The sequence below is a fragment of the Selenobaculum gibii genome (genome assembly GCF_030273445.1).
In the GTDB taxonomy this organism is placed as follows: domain Bacteria; phylum Bacillota; class Negativicutes; order ICN-92133; family ICN-92133; genus Selenobaculum; species Selenobaculum gibii.
On the sequence record NZ_CP120678.1, the window covers coordinates 2648285 to 2665248 of the forward strand.

The following is a 16964-nucleotide window of genomic DNA, read 5'->3' on the forward strand; positions in this document are numbered from 1 at the left end:
CCTAACATACATATTGTATTCCCAATTTATCTGCAACCGCTTTATCTGTTGTCACTAATGCATCGGAGCGGCCTACAGGAAGCGAGCTATTGCCGATTGGTGCCATCAATTTACGCATTTCACTATCAAGTGCAAGTACATAATCAACGATGTTTTGTGCACCTTTATCAATATCAAGCCGCTTTACAAGCCGTGGGTCTTGCGTACAGATACCCGTTGGGCATTTTCCTGTTGAACAAGCATTACATCTGCCCTGTTCGTTTCCTACGCACCCTAACAATTGAATTAAAATTTTGCCGACAAAAACACCATTTGCACCAAGGCAGATCATTTTAAACGCATCAGCTGCCGCGTTGCCTGTCATCCCGATACCTCCACCTGCCCAAAGCGGAATTTGTCCTTGCAGACCTTGTTTCACTGCTGCTAAATAGCATTCACGCAATTTAGATACGACTGGATGGCCTGTATGATCAAGCGATACTTCATTTGCGGCCCCTGTACCACCTTGAATCCCGTCAAGGAAGAACCCACCACAAATTTTATATGGATCGCGCAATAAGTTGTTATAAACGGAAACAGACGTTGCCGAAGCTGCACATTTAATCGCTACCGGAACTCTAAAGCCAAAGGCAGCATTTAAAGATAAATGCATTTTCTGTACGGATTCTTCAATAGAATATAACCCTTGGTGATTTGGCGGCGAACTTAATGTTGCTTTTGGTACCCCACGAATTGCCTGTACGTGCTCTGCTACTTTTGCCGCCGGAAGAAGTCCTCCATCCCCCGGTTTTGCGCCCTGACCGATTTTAATCAAAATTCCGGCTGGATCTACCTTCATTCTAGGCATTGCTTGAATAATTCTGTTCCAGCCAAAATGACCGGATGCGATTTGCAGAATCATATACTTTAACCGTTCAGATTCTAACAATTTAACCGGCATACCGCCTTCACCGGAACACATGCGTATCGGAAGATGATGTTTTTCATTTAAATAAGCAGTAGCTAAAGATACTGCTTCCCAAGCCCGCGTTGAAAGTGCACCAATGGACATATCACTAAAAATCAAGGGATAAATCCAGTTAACCGGCGGCGTTTTTTTATTCATTTTTAATTCACCGCCCGTTAAAGACAATGGCAATTCTTTTGGATTTAAAACGCGTCCAAACGGCGCTAGGATATCAAACGTGTGTCGTTCAGAGTCAAGTGCCGGGTCTGTCATTTGGCTGATGCGACCGACAATCACGCTATCTAAAGTACGCTGTGCATTCAAGTTTGTACGTCCGCCACGTTTAATCGGACCATGATCACGCGCTAATAAATTCACGCGATGATCAGGGTTTCTTACCGGACGAATTGCATTGTTCGGGCATACTTTTTCGCACATTCCACAACCAACACAAGCATTAGCAATGGAAGCTTTTTGTTTAATTACCGGTACAGCTTTATGCTCTTTTACCGGCTCCGGTTGACATACATTGGATACCGTCACACTGCGGCGCGCCATCGTTGCTTCAATTGCATTCATCGTACAGGCAGAAATACAGCTTCCGCACATCGTACAACGTTCAGCATGATATTCTATCTTCCATTTTAAATCATTTTTTCCTACATCTTGCGTTCTTACTGTTTCCATCTCTGCACCTCCAAGTCATTATTAATCACAACGACTTCGCGTTCATTCGGATAAATATCCTTCGTCGTATCACGATTTGGCAAAATTACATTGAGTCCGCAAACCTCAGATGAAATTGCAATTGTATTTTCATCGCCGCCAACAACAACTGGACGAAGTTTTTTAGAATCGCAACAAGTAATCATATTGCCATCTGGAAGTACTGCAATAATTGTATTTGGCCCGTTGATTTCCAAATGTCCAAGCGATTGGCGAATTGCTTCTAAAACTTCTCTATCTTCCCTTTGCTCTATTTCATTAAATGGCAAAGGTGTAATCACGTGTTTAAAATATTTAATTGGCCATTTTAATTGACGCAGAACATAATGAAGCGTATAGATAAAGTTTTGCGAATCGGACTCAAAACCAATATAGCCACGATGCAAAGATTTTTGATACTCTTTATTTTTCGTATAAAAAGTGTTTTCTCCATTTGCACAAAGCGTATAGCCTTGAATAAAGAACGGATGTGCAGCATAACGAACAATATCGTAGTTTGTATTTTGGCGACATTGTGTAACAATACTTTTTGCCATCAAATCCCCACTATCATCCCAGAGGCGGAAATACGTAGCAATATCTCTTGGGTCACCAATTTCTTTAAGTGTTAATACATCCGGCCAAAAGGAATATACATACCCTTCATCTTCGTCTTCTAAAATTTTTCTTAGTGCCAATCGTGTATCTAATAATAATTCGTCACGCGCCTCTTTCGATTTATCGCGATATTTTTCAGGATAATCATAGTTACGAAAAATATAATAAGGCATTGCTTTAATATCTAGTCCCGGTTGCTTGTTTCCTTTAGGAATCCATTCTGCAACCTGCACAAAGTTATGACTATCCATATAATCTTCAACGAGTTGTGCCCCGCGTTGCGTACATGCAAGGGATAATAGAGGCTTATCTTTATAATTTTCAAAAACTCCATATAAGTCTTGCATAACCATCGCAAAACCAGAGTTATCATGACCTTCCTGTTGAGGCAGCATTAAATGTAATGCTTTCGATGGATGAACTGGGAATTTACTTTTTATTGAACCAATTCTGCACATATTCTCTCCTCCATATCTTAACTAAACATTTTTCTTCTTAAGAGTTACCACACAAGTATTAAAAAAAGCCTTGCTGAGCACCATCATTTATTTGGTAACTTTCGCATGGCTTCATCAATAAGCGATATCAATCACAATTATTTAAAAACGACAATATTATTTATGCTTTGTTCGAGAAAAAAAGACGATAAAATCGCCATTATCCTCTACAAAGTTCATCGACGAACTTTCCATTTGTAAGGTACTTTTGTTCTCTGCATGAGAACCCTAAATGTAATGCTCTTTTATTATAAGAACGTAAACTTATACTGTCAATATGTATATTAAAAAAAATTTTTTCATTAAAATAGGGATTTCATGAACTTTCAAGCGAATTATTTATCATATTTTTGAATAATTATTCATTTCGTTAATTTTGTATTTATATTGTAAATATTTGTTTTTTGTTAATCAAACCCTATTTCTAAAGCCTTTTACCTTATTTTTATTTTTCTAATTTTAAAATCTTAATTTTTTTGTATTGAATTGTTTTTCGGTATACAAGATACAGTAAACTAAATACTTTTTCTTCTATATCATTATGTACTTTGTATTTTTTTCACTAAACTATCATAAGGTTATTTTTACCTATGAAAGTTAGTATAAATTTATTGCTTTTAAGGAAATAATGATACAGTCAGCGGATAAATTATTTGCTGCAAATATATAAATAGGAGTAGATTATGCAAAATCTTATGACAGAGCTATCCCCAACTGCTTCACCAAAATTATCCGTACATACCCCAACTGCAATATACGAATTTGCTCAACGAATTACACCTTTTTTAAAAGAAGCCTATACCAGCAATCGGGATATCGTTTTTGTTTGTATTGGGACAGATCGCTCTACCGGCGATGCACTTGGACCGCTCACTGGAAGCAAACTAAAACAACTAAATTTGAAAACCCCTGTGTATGGAACATTAGATGAACCCGTACATGCAACCAATTTAGCCGAATATAGTAAAATTATTTATGAATCAAATCAAAACCCTTTTCTCATTGCAGTTGATGCATGCCTTGGTCAATTAAACAATGTCGGCTATCTTTCTATTGGTAAAGGCGCTGTAAAACCTGGTGCCGCTGTAAAAAAAGACTTACCACCGATTGGTGATGCTTACATTACCGGCATAGTCAATGTCGGTGGATTCATGGAACATCTTGTATTGCAAAGTACACGTTTAAATTTAGTAATGAAAATGTCAGATACTATCGCTCGTTCCATTTCTTTTGCGCTTCATCGATTTGCTTGATAAAAAAATGACGCTATTAGATGACATTAAGCATCTAAATAGCGTCATTTCATTTTGAGATAAAGTGAACTTGCTTCAGGTGGAGTTTTTCCTCATTGCCCTTATTCATAGAATTAGCATTTGGTGGTCTTTGAGTATAACACTCACTTATAAAAGCTAGGGTCTCTCTACAAACCAAAATCTTTGCCTTCCTGTGAATCGCTTATTTCGCTAGCTGAGTAAGTCAGTCATCAACTAAATTGACAGCTTTATATTTTTTGCGCGTTGCATCGTAAAAGAAAGCTAAAATGATGATAACTAAAGAGTACAGAATCTGATAACCTAACGAAAAATATATAAACATACAAAATATAGTTGAAGTAATTGCTAAAAACCGTTTTATTCCGCTTAGTAAAATTACTCCTGAAATTGAAGCAAGTAAATAAAGTGCTACAAAAATTCCATTTGCATATAAAATTAAACTTTCCAGTTTGATTCCGACTGAATATTTCAAAACAATTGTTGCAAGGACACATAAGTAGCAAGGAATCAATGCATTTAACGGAATGCCCCGATTCGTTACTTTTGAAAAAAAAGAAGAAATAATTCCACTTTCCCCCATACTGTAAATCATCCGTGAAAAGCTTAAAATATAAAGATTTACCGTTGTAAAACAACTAAAAAATCCTATAATGCCAATAAAAATAACACTAGAATTTCCCAATAAATACTTTAATAAGAACACCATATAATTCGCATCTATTTGCTCAGTTCCATATGCCTTATATTTTAGAACTATCAAACTAATTAAGACACATAATCCACCAACTATAGCCATGCTGATAAAAATTGTTTTAGGAAAGTCTTTTTTTATGTCTTTAAATTCGGAAGAAAGATGTACGATAGCTTCTAAACCTACAAAACACCAAAATACAATAGTAATCGCTCTACTAATATTTAGCATAGTATCAGCATTTGCTGTTATATTAAAATTAACAAAATCAAAAAATAACTCCGATTGTTTTCCTAATGCCAAAACGATTATTCCAAGTAAAATTCCAACGATTATTATCGATATTATACTTTGAATACTTCCAGCGAATTTTAATCCCATTAAATTCATAAGAAACATTGCTACAACCATTCCAACGCAAATAAAAAAGACCTCCATATCATTTGCTTGTACCACTGCACCTATATAATTTGCCCCTGTGATAATCACAACAGGAGGACCAATCGGCATAACGGCTAAATACAGCCATGAAGTAAAATTTTCAAAGCAATCTCCCAAAGCTTGTTTCACAAAAAAAGCAGTTCCGCCCGCATGTGGATAGAAACTTCCCAAATTACTAAAAGTAAAGGCTATTGGAATCATAAATAAAATGGTAACTACCCAAGCTATAATTGAATAAACCCCTGCGATTGTGGCCGCAACCGCAGGTATAATAAAAATGCTTGATCCAAGTAACGTAGATACTAATATTCCTATTCCTTGGTACAAATTTAAAGTCTTTTTTAAATTAGACATGCCAATTCCTTTCTTATTTCTTCTCGGTCAACATAATTTCTGCATTTACATAACCCATGCAAAGCAATTCCGTCACAATAAGGTTTAGATTTTCTCCAAATATCAACTAAACTATTTTCACGAATATTTCCATACCCTTCTCCAGACATATTAAAGCAATCATATACCCTTCCCTCTACGTCAACATTTAAATTTGTTCCTATTTTTATACAATCTAACCCTAACTCTCCAATAATAACACCTTTCCCCTTTCTATTGAGAATTTTCAAACCCCAAGTGTATCCATTTTCCCTATCAAATTCGTTAATTCTTTTTACTGCATCCCTCACAACAGGGTAATCAACTAAATAATCTTCATATGCTGACTCAGTCGCCTTGCCTTGATAATAAATTGTATCTACAATAGGAAACATATTGTGATTTCTACAATAAACCCAGAAATCATATAGTTCATGTACATTATCATGAAGTATTGATGTCTCTAATGCAAGCATTGTTTCATGATTATTATTTAGTCTTGTATATCCAATATCTATTAAATTTTTAAGCCCCATTTGCATCTTTTCATATGCACCTTTAAGATTACCAATATACTTTTCTTGAGTTTCTTTTTTAAAGCTATTAAGCTTCCCTATTATAGCAACCTCATTTTTATATAACTTTTCAGCAATTTGATGAGTAATTAAACTTAAATTCGAAAAAACTATTACATTCAAATTTTGCTCTTTAATAAAGCTGACAATCTCCCAAAAATTTTTTGCCATCAGAGGCTCTCCTGCACCAGCGATTAATACCGTTTTTACTCCCAGTTGCTTTCCATCTCTAATGATCTGCTTCGTTTCTTCAGTATTTAATTCATTAGTGAAAGTTCTTGTCTGCGTTAAACAAAAAGGGCATTTAAAATTACATACATTTTCTAAAAATATATGTAAAGTTAAAAGCTTCCCTTCTTTCATTGCACTGTATACCTCATCTTTAGTAAATTTATTTCCCTTTAACCCAATCATAAATCATTCTCCTCATAATAAATTTGTAAACTTGTAAACCAGATTACATTTTATTACTATTATGCATATATTTTTACTTTCCTTCCTTTTATGTATACTTTTTTATTTTTTTACAAAATTAACATATGAATTGTGTTTTTAAAATATATAAATTATGTTTTTGCAAAATATTGTATTTTCTTTAAAGCAGGCAGATTAATTTTCCCTAAATATTTTAAAATAATGCTCATTTTAATAGAAATTTATTATATCTTTCTAAAGTAAAAAATAAATGTTGCTATTTGATTTTCATCAAAATAGCAACATTTATTTTAGCTCTCTTTATTGAACGAAATTTATACTTTTCTTTATATATCATAGACTACAAAAAATATGCCATTGTTCACACGCCTCTTATTTTGCAAACAAAAAAATATAAATTTATAGATAACTATTATCAGATTCCACACAAGCTTCCATATTTAATACTATTAAATCTATAATTTTTCCCACGATATTCTTATCTATGGTTGATTGAAAAAAATTCACTGACAATGTCAATGTGTCATTATAAGTACTGATTGTTAGCATAAATCCAGGGAATAGCCTCCGATGCCAAGCATATAATAATCTTCTATTTCAATACCGCCTAGATAAATTTCATCACTAGACAAAACCCCGATATTAGACAACTACGGATTACATAACCCAGAGCTATCTTTTTCTTTAGCAAACTACACAAACTGATTTTCAACTTTTTTAAAATCAATATTTCTCAGTGTTTCAAAGTATAATACCGAGTCAATAATAAATGAATTTTACACTAAAATAATTTCCACGCCATGCCCACGTAAATGTTCAAGTAATTTAGGATCTGCCTCTTTATTCGTCACGATCATATCTAGCCTTGATAGCTCGGCAACGGTAACAAGTGAATTTATTTGTATTTTTGTATGGTCCATAGCTAAGACAACTTTTCGAGCCTGCCCCACCAAAGCACGTTTTGTTTCGGCATCTACAATACTAGCAGTTGTTACACCACTTTTACTATGCACTCCGGTTCCAGCCAAAAATAAAATATCTACTGTAAAACGCCGAATAAACTCGTTCGTTAATTCGCCAATAAATCCATTGATACTTTCAACATATTCCCCTGGCGCAATTAATAACTTTACCTCTTTAGCTGCACTTAAAATATTTGCAGCTGGCAAAGAGTCAGTTAAAACAACAATATTTTTTCGATCTATTAAATGCCCTGCAATTTCCTCCGTTGTCGACCCACAATCAATAAATATTGAAGATCCTTCTTTTACTAAACTTGCGCAATATTGACCAATGCGACTTTTCTCTGGCTGCAATTTTTTTTTGCGAAATCGTTGGTTATAAAAAAATGCCCCTCCACTATTTAAAACTGCGCTTCCATGCGTTAACGTAATCAAACCTTGTTGAGAAAAAATATTTAAGTCTCTCCGAATTGTCATCGTCGATACCTCTAACTTTTCAGCAAGCTCTTTAATTGTAAGCGAACGCATCGTTTCCAATAATTTCAATATTTCTTGGCGCCGTTCTATTGCCTTCATAACTCACCCCTCCAAATGTTATTTTCATGTTATTTTTTCATATTATATCATGTAAAAACCACATTTTATGTTATTTTTATTGGATTTTTTGTTATTTTTTTAACATTTCATCTTGTGAGAAGATGGTAAAAATTTTATGATACAGACATAGTAATACCGTACAATACCTTATGATAGGAGTGATAAAAATGAAATTTCTACTAATCTCAAACAGTACCCTTGCAGAGGAGATGTATGAAGCAATGAAAAATTTTTATACCAATCCCGAAATTGATTTTATTCATTTAGCCTCTTTATCAACGAATGACTTTATTAAAAAAATTAAAAATTATTTATTAAGCACCTCCGAAGAATTTTTAATTCTTTGTGATTTATATGGGAGCACGGCTTTTAATGAAACTGCTTATTTATTACAAGAATTAAAACTTTTGCACCGTAGTGTAATAATCACCGGCATGAGTCTGCCAATGACCTTTAAACTTTACGGTTTAAAGGACCAGTGGAACATATGCTCAATAAAATCACTTTACCAGACACCGGACTCTAAAAATCATGGAATTTTTATTTATGACAAAGAAGTCGCTATCTAAAGTAACATAGAATTAATTCGAAAAACTAACTGCTCACTTGTTCCCTATGAATATAACCCTCACTTTTTAAATTTCCACCTTTATTTTATCAACAAATTTGCTCTTAAATAAAGCAGGCTGACAGTAGTATTGAGATACCGTCAGCCTGCTTTATTTGATTGCTAGAAAAAATTTAATTAGTATAGAATGTTCTAAATATACCTTTTTATTTTCTATCTATGCTCTTTTCTATTGAAACTTTCCAAATTTAGCGTTATGATTAATTCGATGAATTAATTATCCAAAAATAATTACTATTAATTAAGTCCAGGAGGTTTTTATGACTAAACATGAATTCGCTAATTTAAGAATTCCTATCGAAGCCGACAATCCAGCTATCATTCGTAATAATGATTTATGTATTAAATGCGGACAATGTCTACAAGTATGTAAAAATGAAATTGCTGTAGGACGTTTATACGACTTAACGAGTACAAATGATATGGCTATCTGCATCCATTGCGGTCAATGTGCAAATATTTGTCCTGTAAATGCAATTACAGAACGAAAAGAATTTGATTTTGTACGCAAAGAAATTCAAGATCCTGATAAAATTGTTATCTTTAGTACCTCACCTTCTGTCCGTGTCGGATTAGGCGAAGAATTCAATCTACCCGCTGGCAGTTTTGTCGAAGGAAAAATGGTTACAGCTTTACGCCTGCTCGGTGCTGATTTTGTATTAGACACCAATTTTTCTGCCGATTTAACTATTATGGAGGAAGCTAGCGAACTCGTTGAACGCATCACCAAAAAGAATAAGCCACTCCCTCAATTTACAAGTTGCTGCCCTGCATGGGTAAAATTTGCTGAAACCTTTTACCCTCAAATTCTTCCCCATATTTCCTCAGCCAAAAGTCCAATTGGAATGCAAGGCCCGACAATTAAAACCTTTTTTGCTCAGCTAAATCATTTAGACAGCAAAAAAATTGTAAATGTTGCAGTAACCCCTTGTACTGCCAAAAAATTTGAAATACGCCGTTCAGAAATGATTGCATCTGCAAATTACTTAAATGAACCGGAGCTTCATGATATGGATTATGTCATTACAACGCGTGAACTAGCACAATGGCTAAGAGAAGAAGGTATTGATTTCAATGCTTTAATGGATTCTGACTATGATGAATTTATGGGGGTAGCGTCTGGTTCCGGTGTAATTTTCGGTAATACCGGCGGCGTAATGGAAGCAGCTGCGCGGACGGCCTATTATTTAATTACAGGTGAAAATCCACCTAGCGATTTTATGACACTTCAGTCCGTTCGAGGTATGGATGGTATTCGCGAAGCAACCGTTACTATTGATCATATCCCATTAAAACTCGCAATTGTCCATGGAACAGAAAATGTTCGACAGCTGATTGAGGCTTGGCAAGCTGGGGAGAAACAATATGATTTTGTTGAGGTAATGACATGTCGCGGCGGTTGTATCGGTGGCGGCGGACAGCCAAAAGCAAATCCCATAACAGATGAAATCCGCAATGCGAGAATTAAGTCTTTATATCATAAAGACCATCATATGACACTACGCTTTAGTCATGAAAATCCAGAGATAAAAAAAACTTACACTGACTTTTATCATGCCCCACTTAGTGAACTAGCAGAAAAACTACTACATACAACTTACCTGGATCGCAGCAATGACTTAGGCCCATTAGGAATAATAAAAGCTAAAACTTCCGTAGAAGCTAAGCCAGCTAATTTAGCAACGAGCACTAAACAGTATCGTTGTACCATCTGTGGCTATATCCATGAGGGTGAAATTCCCGATGATTTCACCTGTCCTTTATGTGGCGTGCCAAAAGATTTATTCGAAGAAGTAAAACATTGATTATAGTTGAAATAAAAAAGGCAATATCAAATTGAATTGATATTGCCTTTTTTATTTATTTACTATACTATTCTTCTTCATTTGTAATAGGTCTAGGCTCCATATTACTTTGACCTCTAAATACCGCACCTTCAGCTATACTAAGTACGCTTGCATTTACATCACCATATAGCTTACCGTTTGGCATAATTTCAAGTTTACTTTCAGCACTAATGTTTCCAGTTACTTCACCAGAAATAAGAACACTGCGCCCACTAATATTACCAATTACTCGACCAGCATCGCCAACTACAATTTCGCCTGTAATAGAAATCTCGCCTTCGACCATCCCATCCACACGCATATTTCCTGACCCATGAATAGACCCTTTGATTTGAGTATTTTTCCCGATAACTGTCTCTATATCACTCGAAAAACTATTATCATTATTTTTGCCTAGTTTAAACATATATTCACGCAGCCTTTCACTTCGATTATCCGATGCCTTAACACAGTTAAAATATCTGCATGCTTTTATGGAATTCATACTGATTAACTAAGAACGCTTATTTAAATTTATAAAAAGCGATCCGGATTTACCGCCTTGCCATTTACACGGACTTCGTAATGAACATGCGGTCCTGTGCTAAAGCCAGTACTACCCATATACGCAATAAGCTGACCTTTTTTTACAACCTGCCCCACGCTCACTGCATTACGAGAATTATGCGCATACCTAGTTACAATTCCATTTCCATGATCAAGGTCAACCATATAGCCATATCCGCCAGAATTCCAACCACTATCAACAACAACACCATCCGCAGCAGCTACGATTGGTGTACCAATATCATTCGCAATATCTATACCAGGATGAAAGTCACTGCCGTTCCATCTTAGTCCATAGCGCGAACTAACATCACCGCTAGCAGGCCATATAGATGGAGTTATTGCCATTTGTGCTTTCTTATCCTTAATTTTCCCTTTTAAGTCTTCCAAACTTTGTTGACGAATTTTTGCACTACCAATTAAATCATCTAATGTTTCATTTACATTTTCAATATTTGGAGTAATTGACGGGCCACCTTGTCCTTCATGCACCGCCCCAAGTCTAGTCACTCCAGAACGTGATACTTCATTACTTTCAATTGATGTCAATTGGCGTATTTCTACTTCCAATTCATTTAATTTTTCCATATCCTCTTGTAATTCAGCTGTCTTCTTTGAAAGCTGCAATAATTGTGCTTGCTGAAGACCATTGACTTCACGTAATTGCGTTAACTCTGCCTTATCCTTTTCAACAAGGCTTGCATTGTACGTGGAGTACCCAAGAGCTCCCACAAACAAAGTCACCCCTAAACAAATAGCAGCCGCACCATATTTTATTGTACGAATCGGTAGCCGGATACTTCGTACAGTTTCACCTTGGTGCGGAATAATTTTTAGAGTATATTCTCTGTTGTCGGGTTTGTGTACTTTTTTATGCATAAAAGTCCTCCCCAACTTATTGTATTTATTCATGATTAATCACATTCGCCATAAATTCTAAAAATCCTGCCAAAACTTCTATTTTTTCATTGCTTCAGAAAGTGCTTGTTTTTCTTCTTCCGTTAGTACATATGTAGATTCGCCATTTTTAATTGGTTTTGCATAGCAACGTGATTCATCACGTCCAAATATACTTGAAAATACGACACCATCATTATGGTAATCTAAAAAAGCGACTGCAAAACTTAAATCACTGCCAATTTCCTCAAATGGACTAAAGCGGACTACACCAACTTTTTGCACAGCTTTCTGATTCATTGCATCCACTCTTTTATATTCAGCTTCTAATGCTTCTACCTTTTGCACTGTATCACGCACTTCATCAATATGTCCCATAAGTAATCGTTCAATATTGCAACCATCCATACCCATCATTAATTTTCGATAACGCTTATTCATTTTTGTTAATTTAATATTGATATTAATAAAAACAATTAAAGCAATAAAAATTAAGACCGTCATAATAAGTAACACATAATGGACATTATTAAGGATAAATGCCGAAACGCCTTCTAAATTCAAATCCATATTCATTTTTCAAACTCCTAACCTACAATTAAATTAAATCCATCATAACAAATAAAATAACAATTGGTATGCTTGGCAATAAGTTAGCAACCCGAATCAATTTTAATTCCAACATATTTAAGCTAATGCCAATAATTAAAATTCCTCCAACTGCTGTAAGCTCTGTAATTGCTGATTGTGAAATAGCTTCGCCAGAGACACTTGCACAAATTGTAATCATGCCCTGATAAAAAAGTACTGGAATAGCTGCGAAAGCGACACCAATTCCCATAGCTGCTGCAAATACAATGGCAATAATTCCATCAAGCATTGACTTTGCATATAAAATGCTAGAATCGCCGTTAATTCCCTCTTGAATAGAACCGACAATTGCCATCGCGCCTATACAAAAAACAAGCGTTGCCGTTACAAAGCCTCTTCCAACATCACCGTATCTATCCCCAAGTCTATGGGTAAGTGCAGCGCCAAAATGATCTAAAGCTTGTTGAATTTTTAAACACTCACCACATACTGCCCCAATGGCAATGCTTAAAATGACAAGAATCATATTTTCACTACTAAGTGCCATTTTTAGCCCAATAATCCCCACAGCTATTCCCAATGATTGCATAACGGTCTCTTTATAACGTTCAGGTATTCCTCGTTTAATGAATAGTCCTATTCCTGAGCCAATAACAATTGCCAAAAAATTAGTAAGACTTCCATTCATATAAATTGCCTTTACTGAATATCTCAGTTCTCTTTCTTTATTTTTTTAAGTAACGCATTTGCTTCTGGGAAAGGAGCTAATGTTCTATACAAAATTCCATTTAAATAAGCAATTAGAATTCCATAGTTAATCACAGGAATTTTTTCTTCACCTGCATTACTCAAACGATATAATACCTCACGACGATTCAACATGCAAGCTCCACAGTGAATAATTAATTTATACTTTGTCAAATCTTTAGGAAAACCACCACCAGAAGCCCATTCATAATCTAAACTTCCACCGACTTTTTCATTTAGCCAACGAGGTATTTTTACCGTACCAATATCATCGGATTGACGATGATGCGTACACCCTTCAGCAATTAACACCTTATCACCTGGTACAAGACTTCCAATTGCTTTAACACCTTTCAGATAAGAATTTAAATCGCCTTTATATCTAGCAAATAACATTGAAAAAGATGTTAGATGAATATCTAAGGGAGTAATCGCTGCAACTTTAGCAAAAGCTTGTGAGTCAGTAATAACCATAAATGGCTTTTGTTTCAATCTATTTAGAAATTCTTCTAACTCTGTTTCCTTTACTATGGAGCACATTCCTTCATAATCAAGAATATCTCGTATAACTTGAACCTGAGGCAGGATTAAACGTCCTTTAGGTGCAGCATTGTCAATTGGTACTACAAGGACAATATGATCTTTCGCATTGATTAAGTCTCCAACAATCGCTTTTTCTTCCCAATCTTGTGGAGCATTTTTTATCATCAATCCTTTTAATAATTCTATTCCATGGCCAGTAACCGTACTTACACCGACTACATCAATTTGAAGAGTTTCTTCAGATTGTTGTACAAGCTTTTCACTTGTTTTTAAGTGATCAATCTTATTAATTACCCCAACGACTGGTATTTTTCTTTTTTTAACTTCATTAACAATTTCTCTATCGAAGGTACTGACTCCACCTGTCCCATCAATAACAATGATAGCTAAATCTGTCTTATTCAAAACTTCTAGTGTTTTTTCAATCCTTAACTTTCCTAATGTTCCTTCGTCATCTAAACCAGCAGTATCAATAATCATCACTGGTCCAAGCGGTAATATTTCCATTGCTTTATATACTGGATCAGTCGTCGTTCCAGCAATATCCGATACTAAAGCAACAGATTGTTTTGTTAACGCGTTAATCAAACTGGATTTTCCTGCATTTCGTTTACCAAAAATCGCAATATGAATCCGATTTGCTTTAGGTACGGTCTGCATAAAATTCACCTCTTTTAAATCTTACCCAATGGCCTCTACCAAAAAAATTATGCAAAATATACATTCTTATGCTAACCTTTTATCTGACGCCGCATCTGCTTTTTAGCGAAAAACACAATTTATACAAAATTGTATTTTTCTATTTTCTCTCCTTTTTTATAGAAGTAAAGGTCTCATGATCTCCAAAATTATAAGTTCTTATGTATTAAAAGTGAAAAAGTTTACTGAAACAACCTTATTTATAATTTGACAAATGTTTCACGTGAAACATTTATTTCGCTATAATCATACAGATAACTTTTCGATAGAGTTTACTACCTTTGATTTCGTTGTTTCTGTTAAAGTTTCAATAATTCTATCTAAATCGTCCGTTGAATAAAATTCAATTTCAATTTTGCTTTTACCTTTGCCAGGTTTTATTTTTACTTGTGTACCCAAAAGCATTTTCAGTTTATCTTCTGCTTCCATGACAAATAATTCTTTTTTAGGAGTTATTTGTTCTTTATCTTCCTTTATTTCTTCACTTTGAGAAGTCGCTAATAATTTGCGCACAAAATCCTCTACTGCTCTTGCAGATAATTCTTCAGAAATAATATACTCTGCAGTATCTAATTGAAGTTTTTCATCTTCAATACTAATTAATGGTCTAACTTGCCCCATACTTAATGTTCCACGTGAAACATATTGTTGAATTTTGCTTGGAAGATTTAATAATCGGATAAAATTTGCAATATGTGAGCGACTTCGTCCTACCTTTTGTGCTAGTTCTTCTTGAGTTAACCCAAACTCAGTTAAAAGCTTGCTATAAGCAAGTGCCTCTTCTATCGCTGTTAAATCTTCACGTTGTAAATTTTCAATTAAAGCAATCGCCGTTATTTCTGTATCAGTATATTCACGGATAATTGCTGGGATTGTGTCTAAACCTGCTAATTTGGAAGCCCTTAATCGACGTTCACCAGCGATTAATTCATATTCTTTATTTAGCCTTCTCACTAGGATTGGCTGTAATACTCCAAATTGTTTAATTGATTCCATTAAATCTTCTAACGCATCATCATTAAATTCTACCCTAGGTTGAAATTTATTGGCTACAATTTCATCTACATTTAAAATACGAATTTTTTCGCCTGCTTCCTTTTCCATTTTTTCATAATCTGTTTCAGTCGTTCTAAGTAATGCATCTAAACCTCTACCTAAGCCACGTGTTTGTTTATTCATCACCAATCACCTCTTTGGCCAATTCTAAATACATTTCTGATCCTTTTGACTTTGGATCATATAAAATAATCGGTTGCCCATGACTCGGAGCTTCACTTAATCGTACATTTCTCGGAATCATCGTTCGATATACTTTATGACTAAAGTGATTTTTTACCTCATCTACAACTTGAATAGATAAATTTGTTCTTGAATCGAACATAGTGAGAACCACACCTTCTAATTCAAGAATTGGATTTAAGTTTTTTTGCACCAAAGCAACCGTATTCATTAATTGTGATAATCCCTCTAAAGCATAAAACTCACATTGAATTGGCACAAGCACAGAACTAGCTGCCGTTAACGAATTAATTGTTAATAACCCTAAAGATGGTGGACAATCAATAATCACATAATCATAATCATATTTTATTTTATCAATCATCCGTTTCAATTTTGTTTCTCTAGACATCACAGATACCAATTCGATTTCCGCCCCTGCAAGTTGAATGGTCGCTGGAATAATTTTTAAATTTTCTATATCCGTGCGCATAATTACATTTTCTACAGGTACATCATTTACTAAAATATCATACATGGATTTTTTTATTTTAGATTTATCTATCCCAAACCCACTCGTTGCATTTCCTTGTGGATCAATATCTACTAATAAAACTTTTTTTTCTAGCGATGATAAACATGCACTTAAATTTACTGAAGTAGTAGTTTTGCCGACGCCACCTTTTTGATTTGCAATTGCAATTACTTTTACCACTTGATTCACCTCTTTTTCTTTTAAACTATTTCATTCCACAAGTTCATTCATATTCCTGCAATTTATTAACAGATATCATTACATTATTTCTTGAAAACTTTAGATTGTTTACAAACTTACAAAATATATAGTAAAATATCTTCTTTTTATGTTAAAATAATTACATTCAACAATAAAGTAGATCCAAGCAGATGAATATTTTAGTTCATCTGAATTTTAACTGTCTTCAGGCGCTTAGTTATTCATCTATGTTCCATGGCTATAACTCGCGCGTGTAGAAGTTGAGAGTATCTAAAGCCATGAATTAAAATTTTTGATTTTGTATGAATTGATTATTTCGTCAGAGGGTCAGATTAATCATTGGATAAATGAATATAAGAATGCTAATTACCCAGTCTATTTGGTATATATATTTTATTT

General features: G+C 34.5%; 15 protein-coding genes. 3 read left to right on the forward strand and 12 right to left on the reverse strand.

What is annotated here, in order from left to right; all coding sequences use genetic code 11:
* Window position 1: 1 nt before the first annotated feature.
* Window positions 2–1633: a glutamate synthase-related protein gene (locus P3F81_RS12725; protein ID WP_147669431.1), complete on the reverse strand. Its 1632-nt coding sequence runs from the start codon at window positions 1631–1633 to the stop codon at window positions 2–4.
* Window positions 1621–2727, reverse strand: a complete 1107-nt coding sequence (locus P3F81_RS12730) for a class II glutamine amidotransferase domain-containing protein (protein WP_147669429.1) — start codon at window positions 2725–2727, stop codon at window positions 1621–1623. Before P3F81_RS12730 ends, P3F81_RS12725 begins: the two co-directional genes overlap by 13 nt.
* 722 nt (window positions 2728–3449) lie before the next feature.
* Here P3F81_RS12730 and yyaC point away from each other — a divergent pair.
* Window positions 3450–4019 carry a spore protease YyaC gene (yyaC, locus tag P3F81_RS12735; protein ID WP_309320494.1) on the forward strand — a complete coding sequence of 190 codons (570 nt, stop codon included), beginning with the start codon at window positions 3450–3452 and terminating at the stop codon, window positions 4017–4019.
* Window positions 4020–4242: 223 nt separating this feature from the next.
* Here yyaC and yjeH read toward each other — a convergent pair whose 3' ends face one another.
* The 3 genes from yjeH to P3F81_RS12750 all read right to left on the reverse strand — a co-directional run bounded on the left by yjeH (window position 4243) and on the right by P3F81_RS12750 (window position 8092).
* Window positions 4243–5526: an L-methionine/branched-chain amino acid transporter gene (yjeH, locus tag P3F81_RS12740; protein ID WP_147669427.1), complete on the reverse strand. Its 1284-nt coding sequence runs from the start codon at window positions 5524–5526 to the stop codon at window positions 4243–4245.
* Complete coding sequence (locus P3F81_RS12745; protein WP_147669425.1) at window positions 5514–6533, reverse strand: radical SAM protein; 1020 nt, start codon at window positions 6531–6533, stop codon at window positions 5514–5516. The genes yjeH and P3F81_RS12745 overlap by 13 nt, the downstream gene beginning before the upstream one ends.
* A gap of 797 nt (window positions 6534–7330) precedes the next feature.
* Window positions 7331–8092: a DeoR/GlpR family DNA-binding transcription regulator gene (locus P3F81_RS12750; protein ID WP_147669423.1), complete on the reverse strand. Its 762-nt coding sequence runs from the start codon at window positions 8090–8092 to the stop codon at window positions 7331–7333.
* Between the two features lie 188 nt (window positions 8093–8280).
* On the opposite strand from P3F81_RS12750, the gene P3F81_RS12755 reads away from it, so the two are divergent.
* On the forward strand, window positions 8281–8682 hold the full coding sequence (locus P3F81_RS12755; RefSeq protein ID WP_177504643.1) for a PTS sugar transporter subunit IIA: 402 nt from the start codon (window positions 8281–8283) through the stop codon (window positions 8680–8682).
* Window positions 8683–9001: 319 nt separating this feature from the next.
* Window positions 9002–10546 carry a [FeFe] hydrogenase, group A gene (locus P3F81_RS12760; protein ID WP_147669419.1) on the forward strand — a complete coding sequence of 515 codons (1545 nt, stop codon included), beginning with the start codon at window positions 9002–9004 and terminating at the stop codon, window positions 10544–10546.
* Window positions 10547–10613: 67 nt separating this feature from the next.
* Here the strand turns inward: P3F81_RS12760 and P3F81_RS12765 are convergent, their stop codons facing one another.
* The 7 genes from P3F81_RS12765 to P3F81_RS12795 all read right to left on the reverse strand — a co-directional run bounded on the left by P3F81_RS12765 (window position 10614) and on the right by P3F81_RS12795 (window position 16553).
* Window positions 10614–10994: a bactofilin family protein gene (locus tag P3F81_RS12765; RefSeq protein WP_147669417.1), complete on the reverse strand. Its 381-nt coding sequence runs from the start codon at window positions 10992–10994 to the stop codon at window positions 10614–10616.
* A 107-nt stretch (window positions 10995–11101) separates the two neighbouring features.
* On the reverse strand, window positions 11102–12013 hold the full coding sequence (locus P3F81_RS12770) for a M23 family metallopeptidase (protein WP_147669415.1): 912 nt from the start codon (window positions 12011–12013) through the stop codon (window positions 11102–11104).
* A 78-nt stretch (window positions 12014–12091) separates the two neighbouring features.
* A complete protein-coding gene (locus P3F81_RS12775) occupies window positions 12092–12607 on the reverse strand; it encodes a DUF4446 family protein (RefSeq protein WP_309320495.1) in 516 nt (171 codons plus the stop codon).
* 22 nt (window positions 12608–12629) lie between these two features.
* A complete protein-coding gene (locus P3F81_RS12780) occupies window positions 12630–13310 on the reverse strand; it encodes a DUF554 domain-containing protein (protein WP_147669413.1) in 681 nt (226 codons plus the stop codon).
* Between the two features lie 23 nt (window positions 13311–13333).
* Window positions 13334–14572 (reverse strand): [FeFe] hydrogenase H-cluster maturation GTPase HydF, encoded by a 1239-nt coding sequence (gene hydF / locus P3F81_RS12785; protein ID WP_147669411.1) that lies wholly within the window; start codon window positions 14570–14572, stop codon window positions 13334–13336.
* Window positions 14573–14857: 285 nt separating this feature from the next.
* Window positions 14858–15715, reverse strand: coding sequence for a ParB/RepB/Spo0J family partition protein (locus P3F81_RS12790; RefSeq protein WP_434064773.1), 858 nt, complete (start codon window positions 15713–15715; stop codon window positions 14858–14860).
* A 67-nt stretch (window positions 15716–15782) separates the two neighbouring features.
* Window positions 15783–16553 (reverse strand): ParA family protein, encoded by a 771-nt coding sequence (locus P3F81_RS12795; protein ID WP_147669407.1) that lies wholly within the window; start codon window positions 16551–16553, stop codon window positions 15783–15785.
* Window positions 16554–16964: the final 411 nt, after the last annotated feature.

Excerpts from the sequence above, each read along its gene's own strand:
- P3F81_RS12725 (WP_147669431.1), bottom strand. The coding sequence starts at position 1,633 with ATGGAAACAGTAAGAACGCAAGATGTAGGAAAAAATGATTTAAAATGG.
- P3F81_RS12730 (WP_147669429.1), bottom strand. The coding sequence starts at position 2,727 with ATGTGCAGAATTGGTTCAATAAAAAGTAAATTCCCAGTTCATCCATCG.
- yyaC (WP_309320494.1), top strand. The coding sequence starts at position 3,450 with ATGCAAAATCTTATGACAGAGCTATCCCCAACTGCTTCACCAAAATTA.
- yjeH (WP_147669427.1), bottom strand. The coding sequence starts at position 5,526 with ATGTCTAATTTAAAAAAGACTTTAAATTTGTACCAAGGAATAGGAATA.
- P3F81_RS12745 (WP_147669425.1), bottom strand. The coding sequence starts at position 6,533 with ATGATTGGGTTAAAGGGAAATAAATTTACTAAAGATGAGGTATACAGT.
- P3F81_RS12750 (WP_147669423.1), bottom strand. The coding sequence starts at position 8,092 with ATGAAGGCAATAGAACGGCGCCAAGAAATATTGAAATTATTGGAAACG.
- P3F81_RS12755 (WP_177504643.1), top strand. The coding sequence starts at position 8,281 with ATGAAATTTCTACTAATCTCAAACAGTACCCTTGCAGAGGAGATGTAT.
- P3F81_RS12760 (WP_147669419.1), top strand. The coding sequence starts at position 9,002 with ATGACTAAACATGAATTCGCTAATTTAAGAATTCCTATCGAAGCCGAC.
- P3F81_RS12765 (WP_147669417.1), bottom strand. The coding sequence starts at position 10,994 with ATGTTTAAACTAGGCAAAAATAATGATAATAGTTTTTCGAGTGATATA.
- P3F81_RS12770 (WP_147669415.1), bottom strand. The coding sequence starts at position 12,013 with ATGCATAAAAAAGTACACAAACCCGACAACAGAGAATATACTCTAAAA.
- P3F81_RS12775 (WP_309320495.1), bottom strand. The coding sequence starts at position 12,607 with ATGAATATGGATTTGAATTTAGAAGGCGTTTCGGCATTTATCCTTAAT.
- P3F81_RS12780 (WP_147669413.1), bottom strand. The coding sequence starts at position 13,310 with ATGAATGGAAGTCTTACTAATTTTTTGGCAATTGTTATTGGCTCAGGA.
- hydF (WP_147669411.1), bottom strand. The coding sequence starts at position 14,572 with ATGCAGACCGTACCTAAAGCAAATCGGATTCATATTGCGATTTTTGGT.
- P3F81_RS12790 (WP_434064773.1), bottom strand. The coding sequence starts at position 15,715 with ATGGAAAAGGAAGCAGGCGAAAAAATTCGTATTTTAAATGTAGATGAA.